Here is a 20358-nt window from a genome sequence, read left to right on the forward strand (position 1 = left end):
CAGAGGTGATCAGAAAGGGGTGCCGCAGCGACGGTGCGCGACGGCACGGCGACCTCACCCCGGTCCGTGTCCGAATGTCCATCGGCACGCGGAAGCGCGGAGGGTGTCGCGTCAGGCTGCGAGAGCGAATACGGCCGGAGGGCCGCGTCTGATCACCGTGTGCTGGAGAGCTTCCCCGGCCGGTGGGGGCGGAGTGCGGTACGAGCCGTGCGGGGCGCGCGGCCGCGGCGCGGGTACGCCGGGCAGCCCGGCGCGCAGCGCCCGTACGAGGGCGAGAGCCGCGCGCAGGGCACGCAGCGCCGCACTGTCGGTGACTTCACCGATGCCCTGCGTCGACAGCCGGCTGAGCCGGAGAAGCGCGAGATCCCCGCGGCGCAGCAGCCAGCCCGTCGCGAGAGCGGCGAGCAGATGCCCGAGCACCATGGGCAGGGAGGGGAGCAACCCCTCACCGGCGGCGGTGGCCGACGCGGCGTTCGAGGCCGCGGGTCCGAAGGCGGACGGCATGTGCTGATGGGCGCCCGTCGTCGAACCCACCGGCCGGATACCCGCGTTGGCCACGATCCGCTGTGCGTCGACCGCGCTGAGTGAGGCGGGACCCGCTCCGCAGGCCAGCTTCGCGGCCAGTCTGATCAAAGCGTCGTCCGCGCCGACCGGCACCTTGAGGTGCTGCTGGCCGATGCCGAACAGGCTGTGCAGACCGAGCTGACCACCCGTCAGGGCGAGGACGATCGAGCCGGTCGACCGCGCGCGTCCGGCGAGCGGCGCGGCGATCGCGAACACTCCCAGGAAGCCGAGGAGCAAGGTCCACCAGGGGACCGGCGCGCAGGCGGCCAGCACATGTCCCGTCGCCGACAGCACGACGCAGACCGCGGTGAACACCGCGGCCCTCAGCAGCCGCGGGGCGGCTCCGGCGTACATGCGGGCGGGTCTGGACATGGCCGGGTCATCATCGCACTGCGGCCCCGGGCGCCGTAGGGCAGGTCCGGAAGGTCACCCTCTGTCCGATCTCTGTCCGGTCCCCGCCCCGTCTTCGGCCTGTCTCCGTCGCGCCTGTGACCCGCGTTCGTCCCGTCTCCGCCCCATCGCCTGGCCCTGTTCCATACACCGCGATGCGCCGCGGACGCGTCCGCCGAATGAGGGTTATCACGTCAACCCCGTGCTTACGACCGGAGGACCGGGGCAATACGTATCGGTATGTCGAGCCTCGATATGTCGAGCGCCGGTATGTCGAGCCGCAGCCTGGAGGCTGGAGCATGAGCATCTGGTGGTCTCTCCACTTGCGGCGCGAAGCCGCGAGCGTTCCGCTCGCCCGCCGCCTTCTGCTCGGCGCCATGGACACCGTGGGTGTCGACCCGGACATCTCCTTCGACCTGTCGGTCGCGCTCAGTGAAGCCTGTGCGAACGCCGTTGAGCACGGCGGGGGCGAAGTGTCCGGCGAGCCGCCCGGGGCGTACCGGGTGACCGCCTATCTGGACGGGGAGAGATGCCGTATCGAAGTGGCTGACTCGGGCCCCGGCTTTCCCGCCCGGCGGGTGGTGCAGCGTACGGCCCCCGCGCCCGCGCTCACAGCCGAGAACGGCAGGGGTCTGGGGCTGATCGAGCAGCTCGCCGATCATGTGCAGTTCGGGAACCGGCCGGGGCACGGCGCGGTGATCAGCTTCGACAAGATCCTGAAATGGCGCGAGGGCGCCCTGCTCAGAGCCATGTGACTCCGAGCGGAACGCCCTCCACCAGGGACCGGGATCCGAAGCCGGCCACTGAGCCCGCGTTGTGCCCCGTACCTGGTCGTTATCCGACTTGCACCCGGTAGCCGACTGGTACCCGGTAGCCGACTGGTACTCGATACCCGGCTGGTACCCGGGCGCCCAGGACCGGGGTCAGGCCTGCTTGAGCGCCGCCATCCATGCCTCGACCTCGTCGGCCCGGCGCGGCAGCGCGGCCGACAGGTTCCGGTTCCCGTCCTCCGTGACGAGGATGTCGTCCTCGATCCGGACCCCGATGCCGCGGTACTCCGCGGGCACGGTCAGATCGTCGGCCTGGAAGTAGAGACCCGGCTCGACGGTGAGGCACATCCCCGGCTCCAGCGTCCCGTCCGCGTACGCCTCGCGGCGCGCGGCAGCGCAGTCGTGGACGTCCAGACCGAGCATGTGACCGGTGCCGTGCAGCGTCCAGCGACGCTGGAGGCCCAGCTCCAGGACCTTCTCCACCGGCCCTTCGAGCAGCCCCCACTCGACGAGCCTCTCGGCGAGGACCCGCTGCGAGGCGTCGTGGAAGTCGCGGTACTTCGCGCCCGGCCGCACCGCCGCGATGCCGGCCTCCTGGGAGTCGTACACCGCGTCGTAGATCTTCCGCTGGATCTCGGTGTAGCGGCCGTTGACCGGCAGGGTGCGCGTGACATCCGCGGTGTACAGGGTGTGGGTCTCCACGCCCGCGTCGAGCAGCAGCAGATCGCCGGAGCGTACGTCACCGTCGTTGCGCACCCAGTGCAGGGTGGTGGCGTGCGGTCCCGCCGCGCAGATCGAGCCGTAGCCGATGTCGTTGCCCTCGACGCGGGCGCGCAGGAAGAACGTGCCCTCGATGTAGCGCTCGCTGGTCGCCTCGGCCTTGTCGAGGATCTTCACGACGTCCTCGAAGCCGCGGACGGTGGAGTCCACGGCCTTCTGAAGCTCGCCGATCTCGAACGCGTCCTTCACGGCGCGTGCCTCGGAGAGGTGGACGCGCAGCTCCTCGTCGCGCTCGGCGGTGACCTTGTCGGTCAGCGCGGCCTCGACGCCGGCGTCGTGCCCCCGGACGTTGCGGACGGGGCCCGTGGCGTCCTTGAGGGCGGCGGTCAGTTCCCGTACGTCCTTGGCGGGAATGCCGAGCAGCTGTTCGGCCTCGGTGAGGGAGTGCCGGCGGCCGACCCACAGCTCGCCCTGGCCGTCGAGCCAGAACTCGCCGTTCTCACGGTTGGAGCGCGGCAGCAGATAGACGGTCGCGTCGTGCCCGCCCTGGCCGGACGGACCGGTCTTCGGCTCCAGCACGAGGACGCCGTCCTGGGTCTGGTCGCCGGTGAGGTACGTGTACTCGGTGGAGGCGCGGAAGGCGTACTCGGTGTCGTTGGAGCGGGTCTTGAGGTTGCCCGCGGGGATCACCAGGCGCTCGCCGGGGAAGCGAGCGGAGAGCGCGGCGCGGCGCGCGGCGGTCTCGGACGCCTGCGCGATCGGCTCCAGGCCGTGCAACTCGGTGTCGGCCCAGCCTGACTTCATGTTCTCTGCGAGCTCATCGGACACGCCCGGGTACAGACCGTTCTTCCTCGGCTTGATGGGTGCTTCTTCTGTTTCAGGGGTCTCCGGCTCCGGGGTCTCCGGGGTGAGCTCCTCAGCCACGTCTTCTCCTCATACGACTCGTACGACTACCGATACGACGACCGATAGCGACTACGGATCCGGACCATCTGCTGATCTGGGCCATCTTTTCCATCGTATGTGCGAGGGGAGGAAGGGTCCGGCTCTCTATGAGAAAACCGTCATGATCACTCAAAGCGGGCGGCGAGCAGGACGAAGTCCTCGTGCGGTTCCGGCGGACCGGCCGGCCCCGGTCTCGCCGGCCCCGGTCCGGTGGGCCCCGGTCCGGTGGGCCCCGGTCCGGCGGGCGGCAGGGCCCGCAGTACGTGGTCGGCGACCGCTCCCGGATCGTCCCTGGCGGTCGCGGGGACGCTCGCGGCCGCCGCGTGCAGCCGGGCGAAGGCCCGGTCCATGGGCTCGCCCGTACGGCGCAGCAGGCCGTCCGTATAGAGCAGCACCGTTTCTCCGGGTGCGGTCACCAGCTCCACGCTCGGCGCCTGCCAGCAGGACAGCATTCCGAGCGGCGCGGACAACGACGTCTCGACGAACTCGGTGCGCCGGTCCCCGACGACCAGCGGGGGCGCGTGGCCGGCGCCTGCCAGCAGGAGCGTGCGCCGGGCGGGTTCGGCGTACGCGAAGAGCGCGGTGGCCGTACGCGCGGGCTCGGTCAGCCGCAGCAGCAGCTCCAGATCGGACAGGACGGCGATGGGGTCCTCGCCCTCCATCACGGCGTACGCCCGCAGGGCGGCGCGCAGCCGTCCCGTCGCGGCCGGCGCGCCGGGCCCGGAGCCGCTGACCGAGCCGACGGCCAGGCTGAGAGCGCCCTCGGGAAGCGGCAGCGCGTCGTACCAGTCGCCGCCGCCACCTGGCGTGGCGCGGTGGCGCGCGGCGAGTTGTACGCCGGGCATCCGGGGCAGCCGGCCGGGCAGCAGCTCGCGGGTGAGGGTGGTCACATGGGCGCGCGCCCGTTCCAGCTCCAGCAGACGGGAGAGGTGTTCGCCGGCGTAACGGACGTAGAGACCGATCAGATGGCGCTGCCGTTCGGTCGGCTCCGTGGGTTCGTCGTACAACCAGACTGCGGCACCGAGCTTCGCGGGCACACGGGGCAGAGGGGGCAGAGGGGGCTGAGCAGGCGGAGGGGACTGAGGGGATTGAGCGGGCCGAGGAGACTGAGGGAGCTGCGGGGCTTCCGCGGGAGGGCCCCCCGCGCCACCGACCAGGAGCGGTACGGCGTAACTGGCGCCGAGGCCGAGCCGCGCCGCCACCTCGCGCTGGCGCGGATCCGTTTCTGCCCCCGTCCCCGTTCCCGTCCCCGTTCTCGTTCCCGTTTCTGCTCCCGCACCCGCACCCGCACCCGCACCCGCGTCCGTGTCGGCGAGCAGATCGCGGACAACCACCGGTTCGGCCGGTCCGCCGATGCCGTCGCCGTCGCCGTCGCCGTCGAGGAGCCTGCCGTACGAGGTGGCGCGGCGCGGCACGGTCTCCAAGTGGCCGAGATCGGCGTGGCTGAGTCCGAGCCCCAGGGTGGTGGCGGGACCGAGACCGTCGGCCGGTTCGAACAGGACGAGACCCCGCCGCGCACCGGCCAGGGCGGCGCCGGCGCGCAGCAGTTCGTGCAGCGCGCTGTCCAGGAAACGGGTCCTGGCCAGGCGTTCGGTGAGTTCATGGAGGGTGGTGAGATCGGAGACCCAGCCCGCCAACTGGTCCTGGATCAGCCCGCCCGGAGCGGCCGGCAGGGCGTCGAGGGGCGGATCAGTCTGCGTGGGGGCAGGGGCCGTGGAGTTGATTCCAGCCACTTTCGGCATGTGCGGAGCGCTCATAGCAGCCGACTTCCGAGACGGTTCATTTCACTCAATAGCATTGCAAACCCCCATGTCATTCTGCGCAGCTATCAATAGATCCACATCTACACGTACAGCTGATGTGATGTCCAGCATTGTCCTAGAGGAACGACGGGTGTCTATGAGACGCTGAACTTGGCTAAAAAATGACCCTGGTGATGTGGTTTTGCGGTCGACTGAGGGCGCTCAACTGGGAGTCCTTCAGGGCTGAGTTCGAGTACGACCCGGGTGGAGCGTCATTTCGAACGTGATGGGTACGTAAACGGTGACGGACAGGGGCAGTTGGGACCGCCTCGGAACCTGCCGACGGGCTTCGGCGTCTTAACCGCCGTAACTCACACCCATCCCCCGGAGTGGCGGGAAGAGTACAGCGGTACGGCAGCGGGACAGTAAGCGCCATGCGCACGCCACCCCTCGCCACGCGTTTAATGAAGACAGTCCGAGTTCGGTTCAGGGACGGTGCGACGCACCACGGCCGAGAAGGTCTGTCCATGCCTCGGGCAAGGGGCGGCCACGCGTCGAAATGTACGCACGGTGAAGTGATGCACACACATGGTGTCAGTGTCATGTGGACCTCGGCGTTCAACGGAAAGGAACGAGCGCTCATGCGCGAGATCCTCGGAAGGCGACGCAGGCTCCGGTTCCGGCGCAAGGGGAGGGCTGCTCAGCTTGACGCGGCGCTCACCTACGCCACTGCGTGGAGATGGCCCGTACTGCCGGGCGCCGGACTCACGTCGGCCGGCGGACGCGGGACACGCGGCCACGCATGCGCCTGCCCCGACCTCGAATGCGTCGTGCCCGGCGCGCACCCCTTCGACCCCGGGCTGCTCGCCGCGACCACCGACGAGCGAATGGTGCGCTGGTGGTGGGGCAACCGCCCCACGGCCCCGATCGTGCTGGCCACGGGTGACAGCGCGCCGTGCGCGGTGAGCCTCCCCGCGGTCGCCGGTGCGCGTGCGCTGGTGGAGCTGGACCGGATGGGCATGCGGCTGGGGCCGGTTGTCGCGACCCCGACCCGCTGGTCGCTGCTGGTGGCCCCGTACAGCCTCGAACAGCTCGGTGAGCTGCTCTACAGCAAGGACTGGGTGCCCAGTTCGCTGCGGTTCCACGGCGAGGGCGGCTATCTGATGCTGCCGCCGTCCGAGGCGGCCGGCGGACAGGTGCGCTGGGAGCGGGCGCCTCTGGAGGGCTCCGCGGCGCCCTGGCTGCCGGATGTGGAGGCGGTCGTGGACGCGCTCGTCGAGGCGAGCACGAGTGCGCCGGACGGCGGCAGCCGGCTCGCGTACTGACCGCTCGTTGTCGAGGGCTCTTCGCGCCCCGGTCCGGACTGACCCGGACCGGGGCGCGTTCACGTTCACGCTCTGTCACTCGTCCTGTCACTCGTCCGGGTGCGAGTGGGGCCGAGTTGCCGGGGAATTGCGCGCGCGGGGTCCGTGGGCGCCTCATTCCGTCGATATCTTCGGCCCACCGTCAGCAATTCCCCGGCAGTGACAGGTGGGCCCCACCATGAATCTCCGCATGATCGGGCTCGCGGCCGTCGTGGTGTTCACCGCACTGCTGCCGCTCGCCGCCTCCGCCGGCCCGTCGGACGGCCCTCCGTCCGACGCGGGAGCGGTGAGCGGTACGACCGCGATGGGCGGCAGAGAGGGCGGTACGGCGAGCAGCGCGGCGAGAGCCATGGCGAGCGGCGCGGCCGGGGTCCTTGCGGATGCGAAGACGGCACGTTCGTCTGTGTCCGGAATTAAAGGGTCCGCCACGGCTGTGAGTGCTGAGGGCGCTGGGACCGCCGGTGGGGGTGGTATGGACCCCGGGGGACGGGCACCCGGACGCACGACCGAGCGGTGCGGGCCCGAAGTCACCTCTCCCGAGGGAATCGAGGCGCAGACCTGCGTCCTGACCGCGGGACGCGACAGGACAGGCGCGCCCGGCAGCCCTGCCGGGGCTGGTGGAATCGTCGGTCTCGATACATGGGCGCGCACGTACTACCGCAACGAGACGGGCGGTGAACTGCTCGCCGTACTGAGCCTGATGGGGCCGTACGGGCGGACCGTACAGACCCACTGCCCGATCGACGCCGGCGACGAACCGGCGATCTGCGAGACACCGCGCGAGCCGTCCCGGGGTGAACACACCGCCTACATGGCGGTGGCGGAGTTCTCCGCTCCCGCGAACAGTGGGAACAGAGGGAACGGCGGGCACAGCGGGTACGGCGGGTACAGCGGGCACGACAGGGAGACCGAGGGAAGCAGCGCGAAGAGTACGGAGAGCGTGGAGATCGCGCCGCTGCTGCTGAGGTCGGGGAGCAACTCACCTGCCCCGGCGGCTCGTTGACACGCCGGGGGCGTCCGAGAACGCGGACGCCCGGTCGCTGGCGACGGGGGATGCACCAGCGACCGGGCTTCTAGAACCGTAACAAGAGATCGGCGGTTAGCAAATTCGATCCGGTGTATTCGGACAATGAATTACCTGCCGGTAGAGGAAGTTGTGACAGGTGTCACCGACTTCCGTGGAACGCGTCACAGTCCGTTGGGACTGTCAGCTCAGCGTCACCTGGCGGTTGGTGAGCCCGCCGCGCGCCCGGCGTTCGTCCCCGGTCAGCGGCTCGGTGACGGCGAGCGCCGCGGTGAGCCGCTCGGCGAACTCCGCCGCGGGCTTCTCGCACTCCTCCGCACCCATCGCGCTCGGCAGGTCCCACACCGGCACCGTGAGTCCGTGTGCCCGGAAGGAGCCGACCAGCCGGGTGCCCTCACCAAGGCTTGATGTGCCCGCGGCGTGCAGCCGCGCGAGCGCGTCGAGCAGCTTCTCCTCCGGGTACGGCATGACCCAGCGGAGGTGGTTCTTCTCCGGCGTCTCGCACCAGTACGCGGCGTCCGTGCCCGAGAGCAGCGCGGTGGGGATCGCGGCGGCGTTGGCGCGCTCCAGGGAGGCGGTCACCTCCGCCGAGGCGTTCTGCGCGTCCGGCACCCAGAACTCGAACCCGGAGTGGACGACCGGTGTGAAGGCGGCGTCGGGGTCGAGCAGGTCCTGGAGGCGCGGACCGTCGGCGGGCACCCGCTCGGCGGCCACCGGGTTGCCGGGCTCCGCGGTCAGCGCGCGCCGGAGCGTGTCGGCCAGATCGCGGCTCAGATCACCGGACGAGGTGTCGTTCTGCAACGCGAGCAGTACGGAGCCGTCGTCGCGGCGCAGCGCCGGCCAGGCCATCGGCAGGACTGTCGCGAGGGTCACGGACGGAACTCCCTCGGGCAGTCCGTCCTTCAGGGTCAGCTCGGCGGTCGCGGCGGGCACCAGCTCGCGCAGCGCGACCCAGTCGCACTCACCGGCGAGACCCTCGAAGGGGCGCTGGACCAACTCGGTCACGGCGTGCGCGGCGGCCCGGCCGTGACAGGCCTTGTAGCGGCGGCCCGACCCGCACGGGCAGGGCTCGCGGGCCCCCACCACCGGAATGGGTCCGTCCTTGAGCTGAGCCTTCGCGGCCTTCGTCTGGGGGCGCTTCTTGGCCATGGTGTGGCTTTCTCCCGGTAGCGGCGATGCGGTGTCGGCGCGAGCCTAGCCGTACGGGGATTGCCGGGGGTGCGATGCGGTCGCGCGAACGGGCGAGGCGGCGGGTCGGCGGGGCGATGCGTTGACGAGGAGGAGGGGCGGTCGGTCCCTGCCCTCCGGTACGCGGTACGCCCGTCAGATCCTGACCCGGTCCGTTCAGCCTGCCGGGTCCGTCAGCCTGCCCGGTCCGTCAGCCTGCCCAGTCCGTTCGGTCCAGTCCGTTCGGTCCGTCCAGGCCGCTCAGTCCGTCGAGGCCCTCCAGCGCGTCCAGTCCGTCCAACCCGTCGAGTCCCTCCAACCCGTTCAACCCGTCGAGTCGTCCGTCCAGTTCCTCCAGGCCGTCACGGCTCTCCGGCCCCTGGCGGGGCGATGTGACGCGCGTAGCGAAGTTGTCGTGACGATGCCCTTCCGTTTCCGTGACGATGACCCACACCGTGACTTCTCCGGAAGCGCTGTCCCGTACCCCCCACTCCTGGGCGAGGGCCGTGATGATGTTGAGCCCGCGCCCGCCGCGTGCCGTGACCGAGGGTGTGGCGGGGATGGGCCGCGTGGGACCACCGCCGTCCGTCACCTCGACGGTCAGCCGGCCCGCTTTGTCCACGCGCCAGGCGGCACGGACATCGCCGTCCCCGATCTCCGTACGCCCCAGCGGTCTGCCGTGCCGACAGGCATTGCTGAGCAGTTCGGAAAGGATCAGTACGGCGTCGTCCACCACCGAGTCCGACATTCCGCTGCGCCTCAACTGTTCGCGCATCCGGTGTCGCGCTTCGCCCACGCCCGCAGGGCCATGGGGTACGGCCATGCACGACGACGTGGGCACTTTCTGTGCCACCACAAACGCCACCCCCGAGACCTCCTTTGCCCCACGCCACCGTGTGGATGCCCCAATGGCCTGGACCGGAAACCGGCCAGGGGAAGGCCATTGACGCACTCATGACGTTCGAACACAGAACGAACGCGCCGGTGCACTCTTCGTCACTTTCCGTGAGTCGGAGTCAGGAAATGTCAGGCGAGGCGGCCCAACTGGGAGAGCACCTGTTTGGGGCGATTGGTGATGATCGCCTCCACTCCGAGGCGCACGCAGAGATCGACATCTTCCGGCTCATTCACCGTCCAGACATGGACACGGTGGCCCGCCCTGTGCAGTCGGGCGATGTATCCGGGGTGGTTACGGACGATCCGCATCCCGGGCCCCGCGATCCTCGCCCCCGCGGGAAGCCGTCCGTCGCGCAGCCGGGGGGACACGAACTGCATCAGGTAGACGGTCGGCAGCTGGGGCGCGGCGGAGGCGATCCGGTGCAGGGAGCGCGCCGAGAAGCTCATGATCCGAACGGCCGACTCGCCGGGAACGGGTCCGCCCGGCACGGACCGGCCGCGGAAGGGCTCGCCGGGAGACGTGCCGCCCGGGGCACGGCCGCCCCGCGTGGGGCCGCCCAGGGTCCGGCCGCCGCGCGCGGAGTCGTCCACCAGCCCGAACCGCCGCAGTAGTTGCAGCAGCCGTTCCTCCACCTGCCCGGCCCACCGGGTGGGGTGCTTGGTCTCGATGGCCAGCTGGATGGGGCGGCCGGCGTCCGCGACCAGTTCGAGCAGGCGCTCCAGCGTCAGTACGGAGGTGAACTCCGGGTCCCGCCAGTCCGGGCTCTCCTCGCTGTCCTTCCAGGAGCCGAAGTCGAGGGTCGCGAGATCGGCGAGTTCCAGGGCGGAGACGGCGCCGCGGCCGTTGGAGGTGCGGTTCACCCGGCGGTCGTGGACGCAGACGAGATGGCCGTCCGCGGTGAGCCGTACATCGCACTCAAGCGCGTCGGCGCCGTCCTCGATGGCTTTCGTGTACGCGGCCAGGGTGTGCTCGGGGGCGTCCTCCGAGGCTCCGCGGTGGGCGACGACCTGGATGCTGTGCTGGCGTGCTTGAGTCACCGCGTCATGGTGTCATCGTGAGGGGGTACGTGAGTGAACGGTTGGTGTCTCACGGCCGGTCGGTCCAGGTGCGTTCTTTTTGTCCGGTGTAAAGGATGACGGACAGATGCACAGGTCCTGCTTACAGTGGCCTGACGTGCTGTGGGAAAAGCTGACCGCGGACACTTGCACAGCGGACTCTTGCCGAAGACGACGTGGAACCGAGGAGAAAGAGCTGTGAGCACTGAGAACGAGGGCAACGCGGTCCCCGCCGCCCCGTCCGTACCTCCCGTGCCGGATGCCGCTCCCGAGGGCACGCCCGCGTCAGCTCCGCGAGGGGCAGCGCCTGAGCCGACGCCGCACCAGCAGGCTCCGGGTGAGCCGGCTCCGCGTGAGCCGGTGGCACCGGCAGCCGACCAGACGGCCGACCAGACGGGCCGTTTCCCCGAGTCCGCCCCCCAGTACCCGTCATCGCAGTCGCAGTCGCAGCCGCAGTCGCAGCACGGTCCCGCGCCGGAGCATGCCACCGCCGTGCCGCCGCGCGCGGCGGACGCGGGCTGGCCCCCGCCGCCGCCGGAGTACCCCTCGTACGGCTCGTACGGCGGAGCGGGCGACGAAGGAGTGGGCAACGGCGGTCCCCCCGCCTGGGGCGCGCCGGTGCAGGGACACGAGCCGCGGCCGCCGCGCAAGCGCGCGAGCGGGCTGATCACCGCCGTGCTCGCGGCGGCGCTGCTCGCGGGAGGCGTGGGCGGCGGGGTCGGTTACTGGGCCGCCGAGAGCAACGATGACGGCTCGATCGGTTCGACGACGGTCTCCGCGGCCGACGCCCCGAAGGAGGTCAAGCGCGACGCCGGTACGGTCGCCTCGGTGGCCGCCAAGTCGCTGCCGAGCGTCGTCACCATCGAGGCGCAGGGCGGTAACGGCGAGGGCGGTACGGGCACCGGCTTCGTCTACGACAGGGAAGGCCACATCCTCACCAACAACCACGTGGTGGCCTCCGCGGCGAACGGAGGTGACCTCACGGCGACCTTCTCCAACGGCAAGAAGTACAACGCCGAGGTCGTCGGCCGGGCCGAGGGCTACGACGTGGCGGTGGTGAAGCTGAAGGAGGCGCCCCCCGGGCTGACCCCTCTCCCGCTCGCCAACTCGGAGCAGGTGGCCGTCGGGGACTCGACGATCGCGATCGGCGCGCCGTTCGGTCTCTCCAACACGGTCACCACGGGCATCATCAGTGCCAAGAACCGCCCGGTCGCGTCGGGTGACGGCTCCGGCGCCAGCAACTCGTACATGAGCGCCCTCCAGACCGACGCCTCCATCAACCCGGGCAACTCCGGTGGCCCGCTGCTGGATTCGCGGGGCGCGGTCATCGGCATCAACTCGGCCATCCAGTCGGCGGGCAGCGGCGGCATGGGGCAGTCCCAGGCGGGCTCCATCGGACTGGGCTTCGCCATCCCGATCAACCAGGCGAAGAACGTGGCCGATCAGCTCATCAAGACGGGCAAGCCGGTCTACCCCGTGATCGGCGCCACGGTCACGATGGCCGAGGGCGGCGAAGGCGCCACGATCTCGGCACAGGGCGAGGGCGGCAGCCCGGCCGTCGTCCCGAACGGCCCGGCCGCCAAGGCGGGTCTGAAGGCCGGGGACGTCATCACCAAGTTCAACGGCACCCCGATCGACAGCGGCCCCACCCTCATCGGCCAGATCTGGACCCACCGGCCCGGCGACAAGGTCACCCTGACCTACAAGCGCGACGGCAAGGAGTCCACGGCCCAGGTCACCCTGGGCGAGCGCCAGGGCGAGAGCTGACGGCGGGCCCGTACGCGTCACCGGGCCGGTACGCGTCACCGGGCCCGTATCCGGAGGCCGGCGGTAGGGCGTGGAGCACGCTCAACCGCCGGCCGTCGTGTTGGAGGGGGCCTGATCAGGGGTACGGCCGGCCGACGCGTCGGTCAGGGACGCATCCGCCACGGACGCGTCCGTAGTGGACGTACCGGTCGGGGACTCGTCGGTCACGGGCGTAACCGTCGCGGACCCGTCCCCGTCCTCGTCCGCCTCGGCTTCGTCCCTCACCGGCTCACCCGACGGTGCGGTCAGAACGCGGCGGGCGAGTGGCAGGTCGAGGGCACCGTCCCAGCGCGAGACCACGAACACCGCCACGCAGTTGCCGAGCAGATTGACCACGACCCGCATCGAGTCCATGATCCGGTCCGCGCCGAGCAGCAGCGCGACCGCGCCCGCCGGGATGACGCCCAGCGACGAGGCGGTGGCCGACAGGGCGAGGAAGGCCGAGCCCGGCACGCCCGCCATCCCCTTGCTGGTGAGCATCAGCACCAGTACGACCGTGACCTGCTGGCCCAGGCTCAGGTCCACGCCGACCGCCTGCGCGATGAAGAGCGTGCCGACGGAGAGATAGATGGACGCGCCGTCGAGGTTGAAGGAGTAGCCGGTGGGCAGCACGAGCCCCACCGCGTCGTCCCGGCAGCCCGCCTTGCGCAGCTTGTCCATCATGCGCGGCATCACGCTCTCGCTGGAGGCGGTGCCGAGCGCGAGCAGCAGCTCGGCGCGGGTGTAGCGGACGAACTGCCAGAGGCTGATCCCGGTGAGCAGCCGCAGCGCGACCGCGAGCAGCCCGAGGAACAGCAGCCCGACCAGGTAGCAGACCGCGATCAGCTTCCCGTACGTGGTGATGACCGTCAGCCCGTACTGCCCGATCAGGCCGGCCGAGGCGGCGAACACGGCCAGGGGCGCCAGCCGCATGATGTATCCCACGAGCGTGAAGACGACGGTCTCCACCTGGGCGACGGCGGGCAGGATGGCGGGCACCTTGGGCCCGAGATGGAGCAGAGCGGCGCCGGTCAGACAGGCCAGGACCAGCACCTGCAGGATCGAATTCTCGGCGAACGCGCCGACGAAGCTGGTGGGCAGGGACTCCAGTACGAAGTCGGAGGTGGACGCCAGCTCGCCCCCGCCGGTCTTGGCGTCGACGGCGTCGGGGTCCAGGGTGGCGGGGTCGACGTTCATCCCGGCCCCCGGCGCTACCAGATTGGCCGCGACGAGCCCGAGGACGAGCGCGAGCGTACTGGCCACCTCGAACCAGACCAGCGCCTTGACCCCGATCCGCCCGAACGCCCGCAGGTCCCCCGCCTTGGCGATCCCGGTGACGACGACGCAGAAGACCAGCGGCGCGATCATCGTCTTGATCAGGCGGATGAAGCCGTCGCTGACCCACTGCACGGCAGCGCCAGCCTCCGGCCACACCTTCCCGACCAGCACTCCGAGCAACAGAGCGACGGCGACCTGAGTGAACAGTGAGGTACGCAGCAACGAGCCTGCGCGTCGTATCAGCACGAACATCTCCCCTGAGCGCTTCTGGCATGCGGAATGAACCTTCCGCGAAGATCACTCTCAAGGAGGCGGGATTCGATGGCATGAGGACGGCGTTACGAACGCCGGTCACCCCGTTACGTGAAACGACGAACCAGGCCAAAACGGTATGAGCGCGACGATAAGCGATTCCCCGGAACCAACCCGATTCCGCGGAACGCTCACGGCGGAACGCTCACGGACGGGAGTCGCCGGAGACGGTCAGGCGTGGCCTGGGCGGTACGGCGATCTCCTCGGCGAGCGGCTTGGCCGCGGATGCCTCGGCTAGGCGCTGGACTCGGTCAGTCGCGGCTGGTTCTCACCGGAGGTGGGGCCCTGCCCCGCGAGTGGCTGAGCGAGGTCAACCGGAGCCTGCGGCCACGACGCTGGTCAGAGGCGACGTTGGTCAGAGGTCCCAGGATCTGGGGCGCGTCAGCTCCCCCCACTCGGCGCGGAGCAGAGACAGGACCGTGAGGTCATAGCGGCGTCCCCGGTGCAGGCATGCTGAGCGGCGCACTCCCTCCTGGACGAACCCGGCGTTTCCCAGGGTGGTGAGCGCCGCTGTGTTGTCCGTGTGGGTGACCGCCTGGAGGCGGTGCATGGGCAGTTCGCCGAAGGCCAGGTCGACCAGAGCGTTCAAGGCGTCCGTGCCGTGGCCCTGCCCGCGGTTCTGCGGGTCCATCAGCAGATAGAGCTCCGCCGTACCGTCGACCATGTCCTGGTCGAAGAGGGCGATGTGGCCGATCGGTGTGCCATCGGGGAGGAGAACGATGAAGTCGTCCCGGCCCTGGTCCTCCACGTGGCGCTCGATACGTTCACGGAGGCCGGACAGCGGCTGGGGCCAGATGCCGATCTCATGAGCGGCCACCGGGTCGGACCGCCACCTGTGCAGCAGCTCGGCGTCATCGGCATCGAGAGGAGAGAGACCGACTTTCCTCCCTCGCCAACTCGGCTCCCGGATCGTCTCAGCCGCCGGCTCCGGCTCTTCCATCGCTTCCTCAGTCACGGGCGGATGCTACGGACCGCTGGAGGCCGCGGCCACACGATTTAACCGGTGGGCACCGCGCCCTGGCCCGATCCTCCGCACATGACCGATTCGAATGAACGGTGATCTGGCCGGACGTCGGTCCGCGGGGTGCTGGGATCTGTGCGGGGGGTGGCCAACAGGGGCGGGATAACGGGAGTTCGACCCTCAGCGGTGCCAGAAATTTAATATCGTCTGAGCCTCGGCGGGGGAGGGCATTGTGGCAGGCGCATCTGATGATCATTCCACTGCCAAGTGGTTGGCACTGCTCGGGGGGATCGCATCCGTGCTGTCGATCCTGACCTGGCTGGGCTTGAGCAACGCGGCGGAGCTGAAGGAGCTGTTGGCCGACTCGTCCCCATCCAGTTCCAGCCCATCCCCGTACACCTCTTCGCCGACCATCTACACCCCCGATAGGCCTGACACCGGCGATGGCCCTGACACCGGCGATGGCCCTGACACTGGCGATGGCTCTGACACCGGTGAGGGAAGCACTGACGACGAGCCCGGCCCCGAGCCGTCGACACCCACTCCGGATCCCACCGAAGACGCGTTCAAAGCCATCTCGGCCGGCGACTGCCTGGCGGTCTACGACACGGGCCGCGGGGGCACCACCAGCATCGACTGGAGCGTCGATGTTCCGCCGGCCCCCGTGTCCTGCGCCGACGAGCAGGCGCTGGTCCGGGTGACCGCCACCGACACGGCCTGCCCCACCAGCTACGGGAAGTCGTACTGGAGCTACCGGTCCGCCAGCACCGGCGACACCACGAAGCTCTGCCTCACCCGCATCTACCACGCCACCTACTGCATGCTCGGCCAGCAGTCCGGCGACTCGATCTCGCTCGCGATGATGACGGCCGTGGCCTGCCGACGCGAGCCGGTGCCCGCCCCGTACAACCAGATCATGCACATCACAGGCGTCTACCGCGCCCCGGCGGGCGCCAACGCGAACAACTGCCGCCGGGCGGCAGGCGACCAGACGCGCTACTGGTCCTGGCTGGTGGACGACGGCGCCACGCTGCTGTGCACCACGATCTACCAGGGCGGCTGACCGGCAACTCGGTGCGCGAGAGGTCCAGTTCAGCCCTGGCCGCTCACATAGGCGGAGGTGATGACGTTCGCCGAGCAGGTGGGGATGCGGGTGCCGAAGGTGCCGCCGACCGGCTAGCCGTGCCTCGCGGTGCTGTAGACGTACAGGGCGATCACACCGGCGACGCAGGCGAGGATCACCCATGAACCGAAACTGGTGTGTTTCCCACGGCCCTTGGGCCGCGCGGCCTTCCCGGACCGCTTCGACCCCTTCGAGCGCTTGGGCGCTGTCCGTCCCGGCGCGACCGGCGCCACGTCGGCCGCCGTCTCGGCGAGCAGGCGACGGCAGGTCGCGGCGAGCACGCCTGTACCGGCTGAGAGGGGCACCACGGCCTCCGAACGCGCCGGAGCGGTGGTGCCGCCGTCCAGGATGCGTCCCGCGCGTACGAGAACCTCGTCCCGGCCGCCCGTCGGCGCGAGGCTGATCCACCGCCGTACATGCTCGCCCCGGATGACCACACCACCGGACCGCTCCCGGTAGACGGTGTGTTCCCGCCACAACACCCCCGCCAACTCACCGGCGACGTCTCTCAGTTGTACGCTCACGACCCCTCCCCCTTCGCCCCCCGGCGAATCGAACAAGCATCGCACTCTAGCGGTAGACGCAGAGCGGGGGTCCAGCGGTCCTCCCACCGGTCGCGCCCACCCCGGGGCACGGATCCAGGGTCTGTCGCGAAAATTGATCAAGGTAGTGGTGATCACGCGTTGTGGGGCGTGGAGATCTGACGAGCAGCACATGGGCTTGGCCGTCCATCACCGCTGCCGCACCCCTCATCTGGCTGCGCTCGTGATCGAGGAGGCAACACGCCCTAGACGTCCCGGTATTGGTCCCGGACCTCGGGGCGTTGCTGGAAGCCGGCTGACTTGTAGGTGGCGACGGCGCCGGGATTGGAGCTCGGGGTGCAGACGATCGCGCTCGACGAGCCCAGTTCCTGGAGTGCGGCAGCCGCGGCGACGGTGATCGCCTTGCCGTAGCCGTGACGGCGATGTTCCCGGTGCACGCCCATCGGTTCGAGCAACCCTGGCCTGCACGGACCGGCCGACCACACTGTTACCGCCGCCACCGCGTTGTCGCGGTCGTCGTACGCGACCAGACACCGGGCGTCGGCGTACGGCAACCCCGCAGCCATCGCATGCCAGCGCTCGTCCGTGAACGTCGACCCGTCCCACGCTGCCCGATGTACGGCGGCGAACACGTGTGCCCGCTCCGGCCCGATCACCCCGATCCGCACGCCTGGGTCCTTCACCGGCTCGGCAAGGTCGCGGCGCAGCGGTGTCCATGGCTCGTCGGTGTTCCAGCCCTGCTCGAACAGCAGATCTTGGATCAGGGCACCCATCGGCGACTCGATGTTCACCTTCCCCCGGGGCAGCACGCCGCGCTCCGGATCGGTCACGTCTTCGACCAACCTCTGCGCCAACTCCTCGTTCCGCTGAGCCTCCGGCGCGATGGTCAGCCGCAACAGCCCGGGACCGTCCAGCAGCCCCACGGCGAGAATCAGTCCGTCCTGGCTCCACGTCCTGACCGCCGCGGCGGTCGCTTCCGCACCTGATCGCCAGAACCAGCCCAGGTCCCCCGGATGCAGTTGCATCGGCGCCCCGTCGTACTGCCACTCCCGCAGCACGCCCACAGCCTGGATCAGCCCGCCGACTCCCGGCTTGCCCAGCACAATCGCCATACCCCCGATCACACACCACCGCACCGACAGTCCGCACCCGGTTTCCGGCCGGCTCGGCGTTGTGCGGTTCGGGGGACTCGGGAAGGCGGCCGACGACCGAAGAGACGCGGCCTGGTGGTCAGTTCGAGGCCGACACCTCGTAGAAGATTTCGCAGGTGGCGGCCGGAATGACGAGGCCCGCCGTCTCGACTGGGCGTGCGTCGTCGCTGTAGTACATCCGCCGAATGCGCGTGACGAGTGCGCCGCGCTGAATGCCGAGGAGGGTTGCCTCCTCGGCACTGCACTGGCCTGTCTGGGCTCCGGCTGTTCCACGACATGGCTGACGGTGATGCCGATCTCCGCCATGCGGTCCACGACACGGGGGCGACGAGGTCGTTGGGGCGGCTCACTCGACTGGCAGGCGGCCGGGAAGACCGAAGGCACCCTGGAGGAGTGGCGGGAGCGGAATCGCGCGCCTTCCGGGAGATCAACGAGTCCCATGAAGCTGCTCGGGTGGATCTCGGGGTGCAGGGCAACGTCACCGGCGAGGGCCATCCCGAGCGGGATCTCCTACTTCCCTCCGCGCGCCGCGACGATGCAGCTTCCTCTTGACGCCAGTGCGGGATGTTCCTCAGCGATTACGGCGGGTGCCCGTGGACCCTGGTCCTGGTCCCGTCAACGGCCCGTTTCCGGAGCCCACGGACCAGGGACGGACCAACGGCCCCCGCGACCGGCCGGGCCCGGTAGGCTGTAGCCGCTCCTCCGCTGGTGGGCGGGGCATGGGTGGGTTGCCCGAGCGGCCTAAGGGAACGGTCTTGAAAACCGTCGTGGCAGCGATGTCACCGTGGGTTCAAATCCCACACCCACCGCAGCAGGCCGGCGCGTACGCAGGTCAGAAGGGGTGCTCCTCGGTGAGGGGCGCCCTTTCCACATTCCCCGTGCCTCACCTTGTTGCGCTTGTGGATCACCTGGGATCAGTGTTCGTCCCCCAGCCGTCCCCCAGATCTAGGTAATCCTTGGAGTAGATCGAGGAGGGCGAGCCCAAGGGGCCAGCGACCAGTAGGGCTTGAGTTGCAACTTCCTCTACTGTCTTTCAAGACACCCGGCTCCGCTCCGCCGGGCGCGCTCCTGCCTCCGGCCCGCTTCCGCGTACGCTGCGCTGACGCGCGCCCACGCTTGGGTGGTAGGGCCGGAGGCCATGAGGCGAGCACCGCATAGCGCGGACCACAGTCAAGGCCATGCCTCCGGCGGGGGATCGGCCGGCATCGGGGGAAGAAGGGCGCCGTTCCCGCCCGCGTCCGTAGCGGCGTGCGCGGGGGGCTCCCGTCCCGCACGCCATCGCCCCAGGCAGAGCCGAGTAGACGCGGCCCATGGCGTCCAGGTCGTTCGTACGGTGGCGCGCTCCACCTGGACGCCATAACTAGGCCCGCTCCACGGTGTGTGGGTCGACGGCGTACAGGACGGGAGCGGGGGTGAGTAGTGGGCTGATGGGTGGAAGCCAGCTGCTCTGCAACGCGGGTTGCGACGTCAGACAACCCTCAATCGCGGGCGAGCCATAGGACTGGTCATTTCCCCGCCATCGATGACGGTTGGAACAAGGCCAAAGACATGCAGATTTAGTTCTTCGATGGTTAGGTTTACATCCTCAGCCATACGGGAAATGGGAATTTTTTGAGAACGTAGCGCTGCGAAAACCTTTCCGAGCAACTGAGAGCTTTCCCTGATGATTCCACCCGGCTCGCCGCTCCTGTATCCCATCTGGGATAGCTGCTTAACCGTCGTTCGGTAATTCCATTCAGAGATTAGTCCCAAATCCTTCAAGCGGTAAGCCAGTGCCACGGCTGCGACTTGCCACTTTAGTTTTGCGCCGAGAATCCGCCGTGTATCAGCAGAGTACAGTCTTTGTGCCAGCAATCCGCCTTTCGGCATGAGGAATGCCGAGGCAAATTGCTGTGCTTCTTGTTCGGCCTCGGGGCCGTGTGGAATCCGATGCTCGGAATGCAGGACAAGGTGGCCTAGTTCATGGGCAGCATCGAAGCGACCACGTTCGCCGCTTTTTTCGAGATTTAGGACAACGAACGGGCGCGTTCTCTTCCATCGAAATGAGAACGCATCTACGGAAGAGCAATCTGCTGCGAGGGAGAACACGCGGACACCGTGAGATTCCAATAGGTGAACCATATTGGGAATTGGTGCTTCGCCGAGTCCCCAGAGGCCGCGAACCCTGTCTGCGGCTTCCTCTGGGGATAGATGAGGGAGAGTCGGAACATGGGGCTCAGGAAGACCGAAACTCCGCTCGATCCAATCGTTGATCTCGACGACAATCCGGCCCGCTCCGCGTGCAGAGTCCCTGTCGAGGGCGCTCATCTTGGAGAGAGCCCGGAAGCTCACAGTGTCCAAGGCGATCTCTTCGACGTCTGATGCAGTAAAAAAGGCGACAGGGAGTCCCAAAGCTTCTGCAAGAATTTCCAGTGTTTCCGGTGACGGAACCTTATGGCCATTTTCAAAGGCCGTAAGGCTCCGTACCGAAATTCCTGACTTCTTGGTCAAGGCGGATAGCGTCATGCGCCTCCTCTTTCGCGCGAGCACCAATCGCGAAGCAGTGAGCATGACTTTCTCCTGATTCT

General features: G+C 69.1%; 16 protein-coding genes, 1 tRNA gene and 1 pseudogene. 6 read left to right on the forward strand and 12 right to left on the reverse strand.

Features of this window, described 5'->3' with window-relative positions; genetic code table 11:
* Positions 1-111: 111 nt before the first annotated feature.
* Positions 112-936: a hypothetical protein gene (locus ACIOGX_RS14010; RefSeq protein WP_383970185.1), complete on the reverse strand. Its 825-nt coding sequence runs from the start codon at positions 934-936 to the stop codon at positions 112-114.
* A gap of 317 nt (positions 937-1253) precedes the next feature.
* Here ACIOGX_RS14010 and ACIOGX_RS14015 point away from each other — a divergent pair, with 317 nt between their 5' ends.
* The gene (locus tag ACIOGX_RS14015; protein ID WP_383970182.1) at positions 1254-1709 is read left to right on the forward strand and encodes an ATP-binding protein; all 456 of its coding nucleotides are present in this window, start codon (positions 1254-1256) and stop codon (positions 1707-1709) included.
* 168 nt (positions 1710-1877) lie between these two features.
* Here the strand turns inward: ACIOGX_RS14015 and ACIOGX_RS14020 are convergent, their stop codons facing one another.
* Both ACIOGX_RS14020 and ACIOGX_RS14025 read right to left on the reverse strand, forming a co-directional pair.
* Positions 1878-3368 (reverse strand): aminopeptidase P family protein, encoded by a 1491-nt coding sequence (locus tag ACIOGX_RS14020; RefSeq protein ID WP_356509041.1) that lies wholly within the window; start codon positions 3366-3368, stop codon positions 1878-1880.
* 146 nt (positions 3369-3514) lie between these two features.
* Positions 3515-5131 carry a PP2C family protein-serine/threonine phosphatase gene (locus ACIOGX_RS14025; RefSeq protein ID WP_401912932.1) on the reverse strand — a complete coding sequence of 539 codons (1617 nt, stop codon included), beginning with the start codon at positions 5129-5131 and terminating at the stop codon, positions 3515-3517.
* 641 nt (positions 5132-5772) lie between these two features.
* On the opposite strand from ACIOGX_RS14025, the gene ACIOGX_RS14030 reads away from it, so the two are divergent.
* Complete coding sequence (locus ACIOGX_RS14030; protein ID WP_356509045.1) at positions 5773-6456, forward strand: bifunctional DNA primase/polymerase; 684 nt, start codon at positions 5773-5775, stop codon at positions 6454-6456.
* A 217-nt stretch (positions 6457-6673) separates the two neighbouring features.
* Positions 6674-7498 carry a hypothetical protein gene (locus tag ACIOGX_RS14035; RefSeq protein WP_356509047.1) on the forward strand — a complete coding sequence of 275 codons (825 nt, stop codon included), beginning with the start codon at positions 6674-6676 and terminating at the stop codon, positions 7496-7498.
* Positions 7499-7702: 204 nt separating this feature from the next.
* Here the strand turns inward: ACIOGX_RS14035 and ACIOGX_RS14040 are convergent, their stop codons facing one another.
* The 3 genes from ACIOGX_RS14040 to ACIOGX_RS14050 form a co-directional block, all read right to left on the reverse strand.
* Positions 7703-8668 carry a DUF5926 family protein gene (locus ACIOGX_RS14040; protein ID WP_356509049.1) on the reverse strand — a complete coding sequence of 322 codons (966 nt, stop codon included), beginning with the start codon at positions 8666-8668 and terminating at the stop codon, positions 7703-7705.
* A gap of 229 nt (positions 8669-8897) precedes the next feature.
* A complete protein-coding gene (locus ACIOGX_RS14045; protein WP_401912936.1) occupies positions 8898-9551 on the reverse strand; it encodes an ATP-binding protein in 654 nt (217 codons plus the stop codon).
* Between the two features lie 161 nt (positions 9552-9712).
* Positions 9713-10621 carry a glycerophosphodiester phosphodiesterase gene (locus ACIOGX_RS14050; protein WP_401912939.1) on the reverse strand — a complete coding sequence of 303 codons (909 nt, stop codon included), beginning with the start codon at positions 10619-10621 and terminating at the stop codon, positions 9713-9715.
* A 216-nt stretch (positions 10622-10837) separates the two neighbouring features.
* Here ACIOGX_RS14050 and ACIOGX_RS14055 point away from each other — a divergent pair, with 216 nt between their 5' ends.
* A complete protein-coding gene (locus ACIOGX_RS14055) occupies positions 10838-12406 on the forward strand; it encodes a trypsin-like peptidase domain-containing protein (protein ID WP_401912942.1) in 1569 nt (522 codons plus the stop codon).
* Between the two features lie 81 nt (positions 12407-12487).
* On the opposite strand, the gene ACIOGX_RS14060 is transcribed toward ACIOGX_RS14055, so the two are convergent.
* Both ACIOGX_RS14060 and ACIOGX_RS14065 read right to left on the reverse strand, forming a co-directional pair.
* Positions 12488-13924 carry a cation:dicarboxylate symporter family transporter gene (locus ACIOGX_RS14060; protein ID WP_401913415.1) on the reverse strand — a complete coding sequence of 479 codons (1437 nt, stop codon included), beginning with the start codon at positions 13922-13924 and terminating at the stop codon, positions 12488-12490.
* A gap of 445 nt (positions 13925-14369) precedes the next feature.
* Positions 14370-14969 (reverse strand): GNAT family N-acetyltransferase, encoded by a 600-nt coding sequence (locus tag ACIOGX_RS14065; RefSeq protein WP_401912944.1) that lies wholly within the window; start codon positions 14967-14969, stop codon positions 14370-14372.
* A 304-nt stretch (positions 14970-15273) separates the two neighbouring features.
* On the opposite strand from ACIOGX_RS14065, the gene ACIOGX_RS14070 reads away from it, so the two are divergent.
* On the forward strand, positions 15274-16038 hold the full coding sequence (locus ACIOGX_RS14070) for a hypothetical protein (protein ID WP_401912947.1): 765 nt from the start codon (positions 15274-15276) through the stop codon (positions 16036-16038).
* Between the two features lie 113 nt (positions 16039-16151).
* Here the strand turns inward: ACIOGX_RS14070 and ACIOGX_RS14075 are convergent, their stop codons facing one another.
* From ACIOGX_RS14075 to ACIOGX_RS14085, 3 genes and pseudogenes are all read right to left on the reverse strand, one after another.
* Positions 16152-16622, reverse strand: a complete 471-nt coding sequence (locus ACIOGX_RS14075) for a hypothetical protein (RefSeq protein WP_401765775.1) — start codon at positions 16620-16622, stop codon at positions 16152-16154.
* Positions 16623-16885: 263 nt separating this feature from the next.
* Positions 16886-17752: a GNAT family N-acetyltransferase gene (locus tag ACIOGX_RS14080; protein ID WP_401912950.1), complete on the reverse strand. Its 867-nt coding sequence runs from the start codon at positions 17750-17752 to the stop codon at positions 16886-16888.
* 118 nt (positions 17753-17870) lie between these two features.
* Positions 17871-18109 (reverse strand): annotated as a pseudogene (locus tag ACIOGX_RS14085) (UTRA domain-containing protein); the annotation flags it as partial.
* Positions 18110-18513: 404 nt separating this feature from the next.
* Between ACIOGX_RS14085 and ACIOGX_RS14090 the strand changes: the two are divergent.
* Positions 18514-18600, forward strand: a tRNA-Ser gene (locus ACIOGX_RS14090).
* A 658-nt stretch (positions 18601-19258) separates the two neighbouring features.
* Here the strand turns inward: ACIOGX_RS14090 and ACIOGX_RS14095 are convergent.
* Positions 19259-20341 (reverse strand): helix-turn-helix domain-containing protein, encoded by a 1083-nt coding sequence (locus tag ACIOGX_RS14095; protein ID WP_401912952.1) that lies wholly within the window; start codon positions 20339-20341, stop codon positions 19259-19261.
* Positions 20342-20358 lie beyond the last annotated feature (17 nt).

The organism is Streptomyces sp. NPDC088147 (genome assembly GCF_044741565.1).
Lineage (GTDB): Bacteria > Actinomycetota > Actinomycetes > Streptomycetales > Streptomycetaceae > Streptomyces.

Coding starts and splice junctions, on each gene's coding strand:
- ACIOGX_RS14030 (WP_356509045.1), top strand. CDS start 5,773: ATGCGCGAGATCCTCGGAAGGCGACGCAGGCTCCGGTTCCGGCGCAAG.
- ACIOGX_RS14025 (WP_401912932.1), bottom strand. CDS start 5,131: ATGCCGAAAGTGGCTGGAATCAACTCCACGGCCCCTGCCCCCACGCAG.
- ACIOGX_RS14040 (WP_356509049.1), bottom strand. CDS start 8,668: ATGGCCAAGAAGCGCCCCCAGACGAAGGCCGCGAAGGCTCAGCTCAAG.
- ACIOGX_RS14015 (WP_383970182.1), top strand. CDS start 1,254: ATGAGCATCTGGTGGTCTCTCCACTTGCGGCGCGAAGCCGCGAGCGTT.
- ACIOGX_RS14010 (WP_383970185.1), bottom strand. CDS start 936: ATGTCCAGACCCGCCCGCATGTACGCCGGAGCCGCCCCGCGGCTGCTG.
- ACIOGX_RS14080 (WP_401912950.1), bottom strand. CDS start 17,752: ATGGCGATTGTGCTGGGCAAGCCGGGAGTCGGCGGGCTGATCCAGGCT.
- ACIOGX_RS14035 (WP_356509047.1), top strand. CDS start 6,674: ATGAATCTCCGCATGATCGGGCTCGCGGCCGTCGTGGTGTTCACCGCA.
- ACIOGX_RS14095 (WP_401912952.1), bottom strand. CDS start 20,341: ATGCTCACTGCTTCGCGATTGGTGCTCGCGCGAAAGAGGAGGCGCATG.